This window comes from Allorhizobium sp. Av2 (assembly GCF_021462805.2).
Lineage (GTDB): Bacteria > Pseudomonadota > Alphaproteobacteria > Rhizobiales > Rhizobiaceae > Allorhizobium > Allorhizobium vitis_G.
Map to the genome: position 1 here is coordinate 24,418 of NZ_CP192701.1, position 14,866 is coordinate 39,283.

The window sequence follows — 14,866 nt, forward strand, 5'->3', positions numbered from 1 at the left end:
ATGGCCAGGAAAAACAAAAACGACAACGGTGACGAACCAAAGAACCCGTTGCGGCACCTGCGGCCACGCCTGGTCCCTTTCCGGCTGCATCCGTTCAAGCAACAAGTGCGGAATGTAGCCGAACAGGCCTCGTTCCTATCGAAGCTGAAGTCATCAATAGATGCAGAAGAACATATCTGCCCCAAATGCGATGCCAGGATGGTGTTCAAAGCACAGGAAGGTGAAGGGGCAGCATCTCTCGTTTGCACTTCATGCGACCACTCAGAGCTGCTTTCTATCAACCCGATTGAGGCAATGGAACGCTCACACCGTTTCATGGATCAATCGAACCAGATGTTCTACGTCGGCCTCGGCGCGGCTGTTCTCGCATCTCTGATTTCGATGTGGAATGGAAGCGTCTTTACTTTCCTCGGCGGCATCCTTCTTGGCTCCATACTTTGGGTCCAATCAGCAGGCATGCGCTATCGAGCATGGCAATACTCCAACATGCGCGTTTACGAGCGAAAATCGCCGTTCAAAGAGTGGCTACGATCTGAACTGCCATTCTTTAAAAATAGATCAGCTTAGGCGGGATTAAGGTTCGCGCAAATATTTCCGAGCGTAATCTCCATACCGACTGTGTTGCCAATGATGGCTCCAACATCATCGATAAAGAAGCACAAGACCCCGCCGATGAAGAACACGACAGGTCCGAATGCGGTTTTGTTGTTTCGACCCGTTGCAATGCCGTTCGCCTGTATCGCCGCCGTGGCTATCGCGATCGAGCCAATAAACATAAAAAAGTATGCAAGGCTTTGGTGAAATAGATCACAATAGGGAGTGCTCTCCCCTCCCCCAACATAGGAAAACATATCCAGGGTCCGGTCGCCACCCAAGACGAACGTGTTGGCCGCACGCCAGAGCAGCAATGGCGAGACGACCATTGCGCCGGCTAGAAACAGTCGAAATGGTATGCTGCCCTTTGACGGCAGTCGGGGGGAAACCTCTCCTATAGCATGCTGATATGCATCAACTAACGCCAAGATGCCTATCGTAAGTCCAGCGAGGCCCATAAACGTATAAACAAGCGTTGTCGCGGACGGCAGAACAACGGCAAGTTTGTTAAAAAGGGTAATAAGATCGGGCATACCAGACTTGCTCCGTTACTTCCCGCTCAATTTTTGGAAAGTTTCAGTCTGAGCGTTGATGACCAAGACAGCTTGCGAGAGTGCTTTCTCGAGCTTCTCCACTCGATCCTCCAGGGCTGCGGTTCTGTTCCGGAGCTGCTCAACCTCGAGAGGGATCGATGGAGCGAAGCTCGGCTGGGTGTACGTCCGAGCCTCCGATTGTTCAGATTGGTACTGCCAGCGCGACCCGCCCTCGCGAGGCTCGTTCTGACCTTGCTGCTGCTGTTGTGTAGGTTGCTGTGTAGGTTGTTGTGTCGGCTGTTGTGCCGGCTGCTGCTGTGCGTAAACAGGCCCGCCCGCTAGTAGCGATGTGAGTATGATTATTGTTGGCCGATTAAGCATCTCAGGCTTCCCTTGGTCTTTAGCGTCGGGTTTCCCGGTGGCATTCAAAACAGTCGCGCGGGCTACCCTTAATTTGGCGATATGATCTGCCACATCGGGTGGGATACGGCTTCCGCTTTTTTGTCAGCCCTCGGCCGAAACCAAATCTTCTGCAGGCTCTTCGTAAACGTTCGGCACATTCGTGCAGAACTCCAGGCGCTCCTGATCTGTCATGAACCTCCAGTCAATGGCATGCTCGATTAGTTTAACGAGCCGCAACTCATGCAGCACATCCAGAGCGGTGTCGGTAAACTCGTTCTCCATCGAACGCGCAGCGAGATCGTGTGCATCGGCAGCAGATAGACCGTTATGCAGGGCTACGCAGACGCGCTTACCTGTTGACGGCGAAACCATGTAGACAAGCGGTACGTACCGTAGAACGTCATGGGCCTCTGTCACACAATTCTCCTGCCATTTTATTCCCTTATGAACGTTGTCTGGATAATTCTATCCTTTTACAACGTTTGACTATCGGCATATTTTAATACATTTTGGCTCTTTGGAATAGGCTTAACGCTTCTCAACGTTCCTGCTCAACCCTGCTGAACGATTACGAATTAGTAATTCTACCGTCTTTGGGTGTCAACCTAAGACTTACTCGTCTACCTGGCCTAAAATCACCCGTTGCATTTTATTAAACGTTGATCGTCACCAGATGACTGGCGTATGGACGTATTTTGACCATCGCATGCCCCATGATATGATCATGGCATATGTGCCTCGGTTTTTGACGTTTCTCAAGTCAAGACAACCTGTCAGCGATATATTGCTATAACGTTGTTACATTACTGCATCATCCCTACAACCATCGTTAATCTCCTTATCGCAGCGCAACCCCTCCGCTTTTTCATGCTTCACGTCCAAGAACCCATTTAGTTAAATCAGCTGTTCAATTGATTTTGGTCCATTTTCTTCAACTCAACAAACTTCACTGGTACCACTAGGTACCAATTGCCTTTATGTGCAGTTACCTGCCTTTGCATCGTACCGCGTTAATTTGCTACGGGTTAACTGGGGTTGGTGTGTTTCGCATTGATTTAGCTGCTGTTAACTGCTACTGGTATATGTTAGTACGGGTTAAGTGCATTCGGTGCGCGTCGGTACGCATCAGTATCAGGTCGCAGCACTGAGGCAGCTCAGGAATTCAAGCACCAGGAACGGAACGAAGATGCCAACAATCGCAGTGATGAGCCCAAAGGGCGGAGCTGGAAAATCGACGGTTGGGCTCATGCTCGCAACCACCTTCAACAGAAACGGCGCTTCCGTTGCCATTATGGACAACGACCCTCAGAAGACACTGAAAAAGTGGAAAGAGGGGAGGAAGGGTGAACTGCCCGTCCTAACCAAGTGCGACATTGAAATTGTCGCTGACATCGACAATGACGACTTCTTCGACGTCCTAAAGGATCTTCGCGAGAGAAATCAGATCGTAATCCTCGACACACCAGGTCGGGCGACCCTTGTCCTTTCCCGCGTCATTTTGCGCGCCGACCTCGTCCTCATCCCTGTTCGTCCTAGCCCCGAAGATATAGATCAGGCAATCGAAGCTATTAAGCTGATCCGGGCTGAAATGGAGGGGATTGGTCGAACAGTAGCTTACGCTTGTGTCATGACAGAAACCCCAGGTTCGGACGCCTTTAAATCGAAGATCCATAAAAAGTTCGAAGAGTTTGCAAGGGATGAAAACGTACCGATCCTCCAAACGCAACTTCGAGCGCGCGAAGCTTTCAGAACCGTATTTCTGGACCGTATTGCAGTTCATGAACTAGACCCCGATCAGGTCTCAGGTGTTGAAAAGGCTATTGCAAATGCTGAGGAACTAGCAGGCGAGGTGTTTTCACTTCTGTCTCCACGCAAGGAGGACGCAGCATGAACCAGACGAAAAGATTTTCCCTTAGCGGTGTAGCCAGCCTACCTCTGCCTGAAAAAGAGGACGCTCCTACCAGGACGGAGATCGCAGCAGCAGATCGAGCAGCCGAACGAACCGGCTTCAAGGAAGTGGAACAAAAGGTAGTTTCCACTCGTAAAAGGAAAGAACCTACTACGCAGATATCGGTACGTCTTCCTCATACCGTCGCCGAACGACTGCGGGACTACTGCGAAGACAACCGCTACACTTATGGTCAGATCATCGAGATCTGGATGAACGAAAAGAACATCTGAGGGCAGGGCAGGGAGTCCATGATGCCGAACTCTACCACCATAGTCGCCGAACTGCCGGCGCAGACGCTTGTCGTCCAGATAAGCATTCGTGTTGCGGATCTACCAAAAGCGTCGGTAGTGCCCGCCCAAGACGACAAAGGCCGCACTCAGGCGCAGCCAGACGTAGTCCTCACAATACCGTATGGAGGATCACCAGCTCGGATGGTTAGAGCTCGGATTAAGGGCCGCTCATTTCGAAGGCTAATGAACGAACTCTCCCTCTATCCGAACCCGCCAGAAAAGCTCGTCTTGACAGGTCGCCTTAACGCGGCAGACGAAATCGAAGGTGCAGGCTTCCTGCGATACACAAAGGATGTATGCGTTGCCGACGACAGAAACCTCGTCGCTTGACGAAACCTTTTACCGACATTTCTTCTCTACTGACAAAGACGCAAGAGAGAAGGCCGAAGTGGAGCTGGACGAGCGTCTAGGACAGCTCGCCTCCGATGGCGTCAGCCGTTACGAGATCACTCGCCAGATGATTTGTTCAATCGTGAACGCTCAAGAGCGCCGCGACGAGGAGATCAAGTCTCAGACGGAATTTGCGACCACAAACGGCCGTCCAAGTTCGACAGGTGATACAGGACCGTCTACGCGATCGTCGCGGCGCAGAACATCGGCGATCTCAAGCATTTTCTGGATCACGGTCATTATCGTAATCGCTGCTTTCGCCCTACCCAAAGTTTGGTAACGGTTGACGTAAAAGGGAAGGGCTCTACAATGCAAATATCCCTTGCACAGATCAGGATATCCCACGTAGGATATTCGGATATTCTATAATGGATATCCCGCGAGGTATTTCAAATGCCACTTTATATCAAAGACGACGCCGTAGACGAACTTGCCAAAAAGTACATGGCGCTTTCAAACGCGACGACGAAGTCAGAGGCCGTTAAGCAGGCCTTACTGCAGGCCCTTGAGCGCCATGAATCCGCCCCCACAGCCATAGAAATTGCGCGCAAGTATCGGGAAGAACTGAGAGCCAATGCCGGCCCGAACCAACTTCCTGCCGATAAGCCGTTCCGTGATAGCCATTACGAGGGGAAATGATGTTTATCGACGCTTCAGCAATCGTCGCAATGCTCACCGATGAACAGAACGGAGATCATATCGCCGGGAGGATGCAAGCGGCAAAAAGCCGCCTGACATCACCAATCGCCGTTTTCGAGGCAACCATTACCGTTGCGCGGATACTCGACCTACCCATCGGCGATGCCAAAGCCACCGTCGAGAGCTTTATCGAAGCCCAAGGGATGAATATCGTGTCAATCACGCCCAAGGCAGCGACATTAGCGATCGATGCGTTCGATACTTACGGTATTGGACGGCATCCAGCAGCACTAAATTACAGCGATTGCATCGCCTATGCTTGTGCAAAGGCATACCGCAAACCACTCTTGTTCGACTCGAGCGGTTTTACCAAAACGGACATCCAACCTGCCTGATACCTACCTGTCACGGCCTGGTTCCCGCCACGGAACGTTCGGTGGCTCGATCCCCATGTCATCCTGTTGTCGAGCCTGACCGTCAGGAGATCGGGAAGCCCTGGCTAGCTCGCTTCGCTGCACAAGAGATCTCGCCTTAGTTTTGGATGCCTCGCTTACAGCAGCTAACGAGCTTGACGACGGGCGCACCATGACAGCCCCTGAGCGAGCATAGCTCCGCTTGCCATAATGGGAAACTGCCGTAACGACCGACCGATGCCCCATTGCGGCGGCGACCTCGCCGGCCATCAAATCAAGATGCTCTTTAGCATTCGCCGAGAACTGATGGCGGCAATCATAGATCCGCAACCTCTTCCATTTGGAACCGATCTTCCGACGCCGCACCAAGTCATCGACAACCTGACGGAATATTCGATTTACGTTCGGGCCGTGCGTCTTTCTCCATTCCCTGCCTCGACACCAGACAAGGGTGCGCTCGATCGTCGCGAGCAGGGCAGGGGAGGAGCTGTCATCAATATGCAGCTCCCTTACTGGCCCATTCCCACGACCAGGAACGCCTTCAGACGCCTGTCGATACTTCGCATTCTCGACAACGAGCACCCAACCATTGCGCGCGACGAGTTGAGCCGCGCCAAATTCCTTCTGGCGAAGACCTGTCGCCACCATTGCAATCATGAGATCTGCAAGCCGGTGAGCGTTCTCGTCCGTCCGCTTCAGTAGGGCAGCGACAACCTCCTTCAACACTAATGGCTCAATATGACGAAGCAGTTTCTTGGACTTGGTCTGTGGCTTCTCAACGATATCGGTTGCCGTCAGGAAGGTGCCGGCGAACACCCCGCCATATGTCTCGCGCAAGTACCAGGTCACCGCATTTCGATATAGCCGCCACGTCTTTTTGGACAGGCCAACTGTCAATTCCTGAAGGGCATCCACCCACCGCTTAGGATCACTGACATCGCTGCCGCGCTCTTCATGCCACCTCAAAAACCGCCTTGCGTGAGATCCGTAAAGCTCTTCAGTCGACTTACTGACAGACATCATAGCCATCCTACTTTTCGCATTTTAGATTTCCCCCCTACTATATTGTATATGATGTAAGCAGATTGTAGCCGCTTACATTCCATTGCATCCGCTGACATCAGGCAAGCTAACTGCATGTAAAATCATTCTTTTTCTAATTGCCGACAGGGCTTCCCGAGCTCACGTTCGGTTTGCATGGTAACCAAACTGATTTCTTCGTCAATTAGATTGACATGAAAGCCCTCGTAAGTCATCGTGAGGGCGCAAATATCCATCTTTTTCAATGAGATATATCGATGGAATTAGCTGTAAGCGGATTACATCCGCTTGAATCTATTACTGGATTCGAATTACGGCAGGGAAACATCGATTGAATTCCGGAGAGGTATCAATGAGCAGGCAAATGATGATCGGGGCGATGCTGGCAATGGCGGCGCTCACTGGATGCACAACCACCGAAGGTCAGCAATCGACCGACGCTTTCGTGGCGCGAGAGATGTCGAAGCACGGCGTTCAAGGAAGCACCGCAAAAACGACCTCTGCACCTGATCGCGTTCTCGTAGCACCATCATCTTAGGAGTCTTCATCATGGCATCGGCAGAGAAAAAGGTCGCGGCACCTCTTGAAGAACCGCAAATTGAAATCCTCGTTGCGATCGATGATGGTCATAGCGAGATCAAAGTTGCGTATTTCGAAAATGGTACATCCGGCCCGATCAAGAATTTCTCCTTCCCATCGAGGACGATCCGCGGTTGGGAAGAAATGGACGCAACCGGGGCGGCTCCGCCCGACGCCTATTTCGCTTTTGATGTTGCCAACGCAAACCCGGCCGATCTAGCTCAAGCCTCACCGATGCTTGTAGTAAACCGTGGCCGCTCCGGTAGCGACAACGAAAACCGAACGCATGACTACCCTACATCGGATCGTAATCGCGTCTTGGTCAATCATGCCCTACACACGATCGCTGCCGGCAGGAACGTCTCGTTCACCTTGGCCACTGCCCTGCCCTATTCAGATTTCCACATGCCGGCCTCGGGCAAACACAATGTGGAACTGATCGCAAAGAAAAAAGAGAACATCGCCAAGAGTGTGATGGCGATCGAACCGCGCACGTTGAAACCCAAAACGACAACCTATTCAATCGATGACCAAGCGGTGTTTTCCGAGGGTGTCGCTACCTTCTTTGACTGCATGATGGGTTACGACGGATCGTCGGTGCAATCGAACAAAGAGTTCGCGGCACGGTTCGAACATTCGACCTCATATGCTGTGATCGATATCGGCGGGAAAACGACCGACATTGTGTTCGGTTCGTGGAGCGGAAACTTCGCCGACCAGACGATGATTAAGACGAAAGCCTCGACCAGCCTAAAAGAGGGGACGCTCGATGCTGCTGACCAGCTCGGCGAGCTAATCAAGCAAAAGCTTGAACTGCGCAGGGTTTCAGATCCAGAAAAGGCACTTTTCAATAAACAGATATCCGTCTTCGGGGAGCTGCATGATGTTAGCGCTGAAGCTGATATAGTTCTTGATGCGCTCTATCTGAAAATCAGAGAGCCCCTTTTGCGCCACCTGGAAGACGCTTCCGACCTCGCATATGTCATTTTCGTAGGCGGCGGCTCAATGCTTTTGAAGGAAAAGATTAGGACGCTGTTCAACCCCTCTGTGGTCCTCATTCCTGCGCAGCCTCAGTTTGCAAACGCGAACGGCATGCTCAAGGTTATGAAAATGCTGCATGCCGCCAAGGCACCTCGCCGGTAAGGTCATCTCATGGTGAAACGAGCGGCACGCAAACCTGCATCCGATAAGTCGATCCGCAAGGACGGTTTTGTCTTCGCCTCATCGGGCCTTGACGCTGTCCTTGTGGATTATCTGTACAAACAAGTACCAGATGGCAAGCGACGCGATCAGATGAAACGGTTGATGTTACTCGGTTTGATGCAGGAACTTGGCATCCAAAACGACAACATGTCTTTTATTCCGCCTAGACCAATCGGAATTTCAAACCGTGAACATCCGTCAACGTTAGAGGAGCGTTTTCTTGAACGCTCATCGTCTACGGAGACTTTCAATAATGTGCGTTCTCGTCTAATAGAGAACGACAACGACGGTTCAGTTACCGTTGATGATCTTGTTAAACCGAGAACACCAACGTCTAGCGCGGGACCTTCTACAGCATTCGGATCGAATATGGAGGATGAAGATCGTCCAAAAATCGATGTACCGACCGTTGTAGAAGGTCCCGAATCGTCAAACGACACGATCAATGGGCTTAACATCCAAGCGTTTATGGCCTTCAAGGGGTGATGGTTAAATGAATTTCGGGGATCGCCGTTCGCTTATACTGGCTTCAACGTTCCTGGCTTTGTCCTTTGTGACATCCCAGGCACAAGACGCCAGCGAAACAACCGTCTTGACCTTTGGGGGAAACCAAGCAGCGACGGCTCAGCAACAGGCCCAGGCTAACGCATTGGCGGCGGCACAAGCCCAAGCACTCCCAAATGGCGGCGGTTATAACCCCGGCGTGGGTTACTACAATCCAGGCGGGGCGACGGGCGGTCAAGCCTACGGCAACGTGCAGCTTTGTGGTGCGCCACCGTATGTATACCCCTGCTCATACGGTGGCGGTGGACAGCAGAGCCCATACGGGCAACAGTATCAGCAACAACCTGAAGCGAACGCAGCTCAGCAGCAGCAGACTTTTGGTCTGAATGATGGCGCGCCCGCAGCGACATTCTCTCGCCAGCAAGGCAACTTTATCGATCAGTCGCCTTCTACCACCACCGGAGGGACTGGAAACACTGCCGGCCCGATCACGGCAGGCCCTCCCGCGTATAGCGGTTCATACGACGGCGGGACCTATACGCGCGCAGACATTATGAACCCGAACTCGTCTTTTTATTCGGGCGAGGCGAGGGGAAATAATGTTCGTCAGACACAGATCCGCAATGCCGCATATCAGGTTGGTATCAAAGCAGGCTTTGCTGCCGAAGCTCAGAGGATCAACAATTCTCTTCTGAAATATCGGTATTCGATGGATCAGAAGTTTGATTTCCGGTCTTTGTTGGAAGCAAGCGGCGCAATCGTTCCTCCCGTCATCACGACTGTGACAGATGTTATCGAGCGCCGTTCGGCAACGTACCTGTATCTCACGACCGGCGCGTACCAGATCGTGCAACCAGCTTACGTGACAGTAAAAGAACCCGCTTGGCAGGATTACATGATGCTGGACGGTGGCGGCCCGACACCCCCAAGTGGCATCAAAGTTAAGGATGGTGCAGACAAATCCGTTTGGGCTGAAGCTGCTCGCAATGGATGGGAGAGGGGCGTCAAGGAAGCTCGCGCTCAGTTTACGGCTGGCCTAGATCGGCTCGTTCGCGACTATAATGGAATGAAGACCTATCATCGCCTGGCCGACGAGGGCGCGGTGAGCTTGACCAAAGTCAACATCACCCACAAGGGCGGGGCGATTTATCTAAACGGTCGCAAAGCGGTTGGTGAGCGCATCAATGTCAAGCTCACCGTTCAACCAAAATTCAAGAGCACCAAGGCCGTAGCAGCCTCGCTTGAAAAGGACCGCCTGGAGAACAAAGCTCCACGAGGCCGGTAATCATGCTGAAGCTTCATGAGAGATACGGAACCTGGCTCGGTGGCGTCGAAAACTCAGGTATCCGCCTTGACCAGAAGGAAGACCTCCGCGCCCTGCTGACGACGGCGGTCAGAAACACTGTCAGTGACATTTTCATCCAGACTGGTAAGCCGGTCATGGTCTCCCTTCACGGCAAGATGATCGGCATTACCAACCCGGTCAAAAAGAGCGTGATGGAAAACGTCATGCGTTGGATCACGAACCAAGACTCTGTTGTCGCGCGGCTTCAGTCAGGGAACGATTTCGACTCCGCGTTTTCGATTGATGATACAGAGCGGGTCGATGATGACGGCTATCCAATCAAGCATCGTTTTCGCCTCAACCTCACAGCCAACTATTTTGATGGGGATCTCGGTTATCAGGCCTCACTTCGATACATCCCGTCAAATCCGCCCACATTCGAAACAGTGGGCTTGGAAAAGGAAATCATCCCTCATCTCGACAGTGGTATGGGCTCCGTAATTTTTGCGGGTGAAACTGGTTCAGGCAAAACCAGCACTATTGCTGCTGCCATCATGGACGTTCTGGCCGGCAACACGACGATGAAGGGCAACATCCTAACGTATGAGGCCCCAATCGAGTACACATTCGATCATGTGCCGTCAGCGACATGTATCATCTCTCAGACCGAAATCGGGCTTCATCTCCCCTCCTTCGCCGCTGGTGTGCGCAATTCGCTACGCCGCAAGCCTGGTCTCATTCTGATTGGAGAACTTCGCGATGCTGAGACAATCTCGGCATCTGTAGAGGCCGCTAACAATGGCCATCCCATCTACACGACAACCCATGCCAACAGCACGGATCTTACCTTCAAACGCCTGTTCGAGAAGTTTCCTTCGGAATATCAGAGCCAGGCATTTTTCTCCATTCTAGCTACCACCAACATGATCGTGGCTCAGCGCCTAGTACCCCGGAAAGATCATCCAGAGAGATATGTTTGTCTGCGCGAGTGGATAGTCATCGACAACGACATTCGTCGTGTTCTTGAAGAGGCCGGGCCAAGCAAATACGACCGGGTCATGCGCAAACTGCTAGACAGCGGGGAGCTTGGCGACAAGGGACGTTCGATCAAGAAAACTGTCGAGATGCGGTGGCGCGAAGGAATTATCAGCGACGAAACGGCTCTGTGGGTGCTTCGTAATTTCGGCTACCACCGCGTCAAGATTGAGGATCTACACTGATGTGGTCGAGGCGCGCTTTCCTTTCGGGCCTTGCTGCATCTGCATATGCGGCTGCTGATCATGCATTCGGCGCATCTCAGGCGGAGACAAAGGAAACTCGTCGAGCAGTGGAAGCCGTAATGACTGACTACGGTAATCCTAACGACGTTCGAGCATACCTTAAAAACAATCCAGTTGGATTTGATCGCCTCTGGCTCAGGCGACCGTCTGGCGAGGAGATCATCGCGCTGTATCGAGACTACCGTCTCGGCCTTGCAATCGTTCCCTCTCAATGTTTGAACCTCTCGTATTTTTGGCGTGACGTGAACGATAGGAATGTTGGAGTCACCGTCGCGGTTGGCCTCTTCGATGTTCTCTCACGTATGCAGGTCTCGCTATCGACTATGGCCGGCACTCCAGTGCCGTTCATCTTGAACAGTGGCTATCGAACACCTGAGCACAACGCAAAGCTTGAAGGCGCAGCCGTTGCCTCGGAGCATTTGAACGCAAGGGCAAGCGATCTAGGTGTGCCAGGCTTCGCCCCGCCAATCGTTGCAAATTCCGGCAGCATGCTCGGCGCTGGCGGAATCGGCGTCTACCCGAGTTTCACGCATGTCGATGTCGGCGCACCTGGTCGTCGTTGGAGAGGATGAACATGATCGATTATCGTTGGTCAAAGCTATCGCCTAATTTTTTCGGCCTTCACCCATCATTCCTCATTTTCTTCCCACTATGGCTCGGAGCGGTTTCGACCAGCAGTGGATTAGGCTACATCGTCTTCATCGCAGCACTTCTCTATATCGTGTACCTGGTGCTCGCAGGACGTAGACAGCTTGGCCCTCTCGAATACACGAACTACCTATGGTGCCGGTTCGTGCTCGGCTTTGAATGGCGCGTCCGCGAATGGTAGAAAGGCTCGACAAAAGATCCGACATGGTTGTTGCTGCCGAGTTGATGCTCCGCCAGTTCTTTGGGCGGAAATCGGCAGATAGCAGCGTGAAGCAAGCTCAAGACGAGATCACCAGGCAGATCCTTAAGTTCATAGGTGGTGACGACGCGGAGCGGGACTTCGTTCGGTCTGAGATTTCCTTGCACAGCGACAAGGGCGTGTCGCCAATATGGCTGTCATCCGAGTTCACTCTTCCCCTATTCGCGCTCGCTGCAGAAGATCTGTGTGATCTCCTTTCGCCAAGCGGAAAGGGCTTTATTCGGTGCGATGTGGCAGCGGATGAGGACGCATTTTTCGGCCTCAAGCTCGTGTCTGTTACCTCTGAGGAACTGTCGGAAACGAGAAATCACGAGTTCGACCTCTACGCTTTGGCCGGCACGAAACGCTACCTGGATAGCGCGGCCGGAATGCGCAGCGTTCACGACCTGGTGGCGAAGAGATTGGCGGCACTGAACACGAAACCTTGGTAGAGGGCAGAAGTATGGATACGCACGTCGATGAAGTCGCCGGGGCTCGACAGGCACCACCGCAGAATTTGGAAACCAAAATCGCGCTGGTTCGCCGCCTGTTCCCCAAAGTCGATGCCGAACCGTTCGCAGCGAAGATCGCCTCGATCGATGAAGCTAAAAACGGACGGGTCATCCTTCATTTTCACGAAGACGACCGGCTCGACGTTGAACCTCAAAAAGAACGTGTCAGACAATTTGGGTTCGGTGCTCAAGCAAAAGCGTTGGGCATGGCAATTGCAGATTCAACACTTGCCCGATTTTTCCAGCATCCCGACGATGATTGGGGCAGGGCGAAAAGTCCTTCAAAGCCGATCAAACTTGCCCCACTTACCCGCGCGGAATGCCAAGCCCTCGCCGAGAAATGGCAAGCAACAGGTTTCACCGATATTTCGATCTCTAAGAGGGGCGTCCTCGTGGAGATTGAGAGCCGGTCCTGGCTGCTTGATCGCGGGGATGAGGCGATGCTCCAGGGAGAAACTTCAGACAAGGCTATCACAGCGCTGATGTTGAAGGCATCCCGCGACTGGAACAACAGGATCGAGTTAATTGGAACCGAAGACTATAAGGCACGAGCTTGGAAGATCGCCCAGGAGACCGGGGTGACCGTGGTCGGCTACGAACCGCCCGCAAGCCTCGAAATTGGGGGTAAAAACCCGCAAGCCGGACCAGAAAACGTGCCCAATGTCTCCCAAACTGAATTAGATCAGAAACAATCCAACAACGTTGAGACACAAAAGGTTGAACGTCCTGATGTAACAACAATGACGGGAAAATCAGTTGTCACTACTATCGTGACCGGAAGCACAGCGATAAAATCAGCTCCGAGTTTGGCATTGAGCGATATTGTGGCCGCAGCGAACGACGATTCATACGATGAAGCTCCGTTCAACGATGACGGGCCGTCCATCTGAACGCTCATTTATGTCATTTGTGGCTATTTTGTACGCATCACATCATTGACATGCGATGGTTTGACATGATTATCGTAGAGGTCGTGCATAGTTTTGCGCGACTAATCTAATTGTTTGCGAACCACAATTATCTAGGATTGATGTCATGGCTCTTTCTGTACGCGACTTCAGGACCAGGCAAGGCTTTGGACCAGTTAATCTGGGAAACGTCCACGTTAAGGTGGAGGATTATCTCAGAGATCAACAGGGTCGGGCGTATGCTGTGCAAGGCACAAACCTAAAAGACGGTTCAGAGGTCGTCATTCGGCTTGCTGACCCTGATCGTTTTGCGAAGCTGTACCTAAATCCCAACGAAGATCTCGCTCTCCGCGTCAAGCAGGCCGAAGAGCAAATAGCAAGGCGCACAACGATGCGTGAGATCGGAGCGGCGCGCGGGAACAAAGCGGTGCCTATCGACGGGGTTATCTCCATTTCCAACGTTCGGCCGGATCTGGAAAACGGTGAGCTTTACGGCCGTTGGCCGAATGCGGTGGTAACTGATCCTGAAAAGGAAGTTGCTATTCCGGCCACATTCGAGGTTCGTACCACCCTCGCAAAGCATGACGGTAAAGAATTTAAGACAGCGTTCATCCAGGCATATTTCCCGAAATCGGCTCTTCCTTCAGAGGAGGTCAATCGGGCAGCTCTTGATAAAATGCTGAGCGGTAGGCTACTCGACACGGGTGCCGACATGCGGACGAATATTGCGGTAACCGTCAAACTGGAAGACGAGACCGGAACTTACGCGTTTCGGCCGAAGATGACGCAAGATGCGTCCGGGGCGTACACCACGACGAAAGACGTTGAGACCGCTTTGTCGGGCAAGATAACCCGACTTAATGAAGCGGTCGCAGCAGTCGCTGTTGCAGCGAAAGCGGGCATACCGTTCGAAAATTTGCATATCGAGCTGCCGAACCAGGTTGGCGATAAACATGATGCGCTTCGGAGCCTCTACGAAAGTGTAGCCGATGGCTCGACACCGGCTACGTTTATCCCCGGTGCTACACTGCAACCATCTCGGTTCATGGTTGATGCCGTACTCGGCCGTAAGGTGGATCAAAACGGCAACGTCTCAAACGTTCGCACGCCTGAACAAGACTTGGTGGATCGCGGTTTCGTCAACGGCATGCTCGGTGTTCGCTACATCTCCAACGAGACCGGTGAAATCGTTTCACCGGTCGTTAAGGCGATGTTCCCTGATGGAAAGCTGCAAAAAAAGGAGAGCGAATATTTTGTTCGTCACGACTTAGCGGCTGTCGGGTATGAAACCTTCTTGGCCACACATTCTCCTTCGTCGGAAGACACTCCCAGGCTAGGCCATATTGAGCCTGCAAGACAGCCATCTGAAGATCGTCAACCGCCAGCGACTGACAACGATTATGCGGTCGATGAAGAAAACGATCACATCTATTCCGATCCAGCCCCTGATTTTTAA

The 14,866-nt window shown here is 52.4% G+C and carries 18 protein-coding genes; 15 read left to right on the forward strand and 3 right to left on the reverse strand.

Annotation, left to right across the window (positions count from 1 at the left end; translation table 11 throughout):
- Window positions 1-567, forward strand: coding sequence for a putative ABC transporter permease (locus tag FS819_RS28780; RefSeq protein ID WP_234625035.1), 567 nt, complete (start codon window positions 1-3; stop codon window positions 565-567).
- Here FS819_RS28780 and FS819_RS28785 read toward each other — a convergent pair.
- Both FS819_RS28785 and FS819_RS28790 read right to left on the reverse strand, forming a co-directional pair.
- A complete protein-coding gene (locus tag FS819_RS28785) occupies window positions 564-1,127 on the reverse strand; it encodes a hypothetical protein (protein WP_234625034.1) in 564 nt (187 codons plus the stop codon). The genes FS819_RS28780 and FS819_RS28785 overlap by 4 nt on opposite strands.
- Before the next feature lie 504 nt (window positions 1,128-1,631).
- The gene (locus FS819_RS28790; protein WP_234625033.1) at window positions 1,632-1,946 is read right to left on the reverse strand and encodes a hypothetical protein; all 315 of its coding nucleotides are present in this window, start codon (window positions 1,944-1,946) and stop codon (window positions 1,632-1,634) included.
- A gap of 769 nt (window positions 1,947-2,715) precedes the next feature.
- On the opposite strand from FS819_RS28790, the gene FS819_RS28795 reads away from it, so the two are divergent.
- The 5 genes from FS819_RS28795 to FS819_RS28815 all read left to right on the forward strand — a co-directional run bounded on the left by FS819_RS28795 (window position 2,716) and on the right by FS819_RS28815 (window position 5,194).
- On the forward strand, window positions 2,716-3,420 hold the full coding sequence (locus FS819_RS28795; protein ID WP_234625032.1) for an AAA family ATPase: 705 nt from the start codon (window positions 2,716-2,718) through the stop codon (window positions 3,418-3,420).
- Window positions 3,417-3,710, forward strand: coding sequence for a hypothetical protein (locus tag FS819_RS28800; protein WP_234625031.1), 294 nt, complete (start codon window positions 3,417-3,419; stop codon window positions 3,708-3,710). The genes FS819_RS28795 and FS819_RS28800 overlap by 4 nt, the downstream gene beginning before the upstream one ends.
- A gap of 361 nt (window positions 3,711-4,071) precedes the next feature.
- On the forward strand, window positions 4,072-4,440 hold the full coding sequence (locus FS819_RS28805; protein WP_234625030.1) for a hypothetical protein: 369 nt from the start codon (window positions 4,072-4,074) through the stop codon (window positions 4,438-4,440).
- A gap of 113 nt (window positions 4,441-4,553) precedes the next feature.
- Window positions 4,554-4,799, forward strand: a complete 246-nt coding sequence (locus FS819_RS28810; protein ID WP_234625029.1) for a type II toxin-antitoxin system VapB family antitoxin — start codon at window positions 4,554-4,556, stop codon at window positions 4,797-4,799.
- On the forward strand, window positions 4,796-5,194 hold the full coding sequence (locus tag FS819_RS28815) for a type II toxin-antitoxin system VapC family toxin (RefSeq protein WP_234625028.1): 399 nt from the start codon (window positions 4,796-4,798) through the stop codon (window positions 5,192-5,194). The genes FS819_RS28810 and FS819_RS28815 overlap by 4 nt, the downstream gene beginning before the upstream one ends.
- A 3-nt stretch (window positions 5,195-5,197) precedes the next feature.
- On the opposite strand, the gene FS819_RS28820 is transcribed toward FS819_RS28815, so the two are convergent.
- Complete coding sequence (locus tag FS819_RS28820; RefSeq protein ID WP_234625027.1) at window positions 5,198-6,232, reverse strand: site-specific integrase; 1,035 nt, start codon at window positions 6,230-6,232, stop codon at window positions 5,198-5,200.
- A gap of 570 nt (window positions 6,233-6,802) precedes the next feature.
- Between FS819_RS28820 and FS819_RS28825 the strand changes: the two genes are divergently transcribed.
- The 9 genes from FS819_RS28825 to FS819_RS28865 all read left to right on the forward strand — a co-directional run bounded on the left by FS819_RS28825 (window position 6,803) and on the right by FS819_RS28865 (window position 14,866).
- Window positions 6,803-7,975, forward strand: a complete 1,173-nt coding sequence (locus tag FS819_RS28825; protein ID WP_234625026.1) for a ParM/StbA family protein — start codon at window positions 6,803-6,805, stop codon at window positions 7,973-7,975.
- A 9-nt stretch (window positions 7,976-7,984) separates the two neighbouring features.
- Window positions 7,985-8,521, forward strand: a complete 537-nt coding sequence (locus FS819_RS28830) for a hypothetical protein (protein ID WP_234625025.1) — start codon at window positions 7,985-7,987, stop codon at window positions 8,519-8,521.
- Window positions 8,522-8,528: 7 nt separating this feature from the next.
- On the forward strand, window positions 8,529-9,824 hold the full coding sequence (locus tag FS819_RS28835) for a type IV secretory system conjugative DNA transfer family protein (protein WP_234625024.1): 1,296 nt from the start codon (window positions 8,529-8,531) through the stop codon (window positions 9,822-9,824).
- A 2-nt stretch (window positions 9,825-9,826) separates the two neighbouring features.
- Window positions 9,827-11,044, forward strand: a complete 1,218-nt coding sequence (locus tag FS819_RS28840; protein ID WP_234625023.1) for a type IV pilus twitching motility protein PilT — start codon at window positions 9,827-9,829, stop codon at window positions 11,042-11,044.
- Window positions 11,045-11,163: 119 nt separating this feature from the next.
- Window positions 11,164-11,676 (forward strand): YcbK family protein, encoded by a 513-nt coding sequence (locus FS819_RS28845; protein ID WP_234625022.1) that lies wholly within the window; start codon window positions 11,164-11,166, stop codon window positions 11,674-11,676.
- 2 nt (window positions 11,677-11,678) lie between these two features.
- A complete protein-coding gene (locus FS819_RS28850) occupies window positions 11,679-11,933 on the forward strand; it encodes a hypothetical protein (protein ID WP_234625021.1) in 255 nt (84 codons plus the stop codon).
- Between the two features lie 23 nt (window positions 11,934-11,956).
- Window positions 11,957-12,442: a hypothetical protein gene (locus FS819_RS28855; protein WP_234625020.1), complete on the forward strand. Its 486-nt coding sequence runs from the start codon at window positions 11,957-11,959 to the stop codon at window positions 12,440-12,442.
- Between the two features lie 11 nt (window positions 12,443-12,453).
- Complete coding sequence (locus tag FS819_RS28860; RefSeq protein ID WP_234625019.1) at window positions 12,454-13,392, forward strand: LPD7 domain-containing protein; 939 nt, start codon at window positions 12,454-12,456, stop codon at window positions 13,390-13,392.
- A 145-nt stretch (window positions 13,393-13,537) separates the two neighbouring features.
- Window positions 13,538-14,866 (forward strand): hypothetical protein, encoded by a 1,329-nt coding sequence (locus FS819_RS28865; RefSeq protein ID WP_234625018.1) that lies wholly within the window; start codon window positions 13,538-13,540, stop codon window positions 14,864-14,866.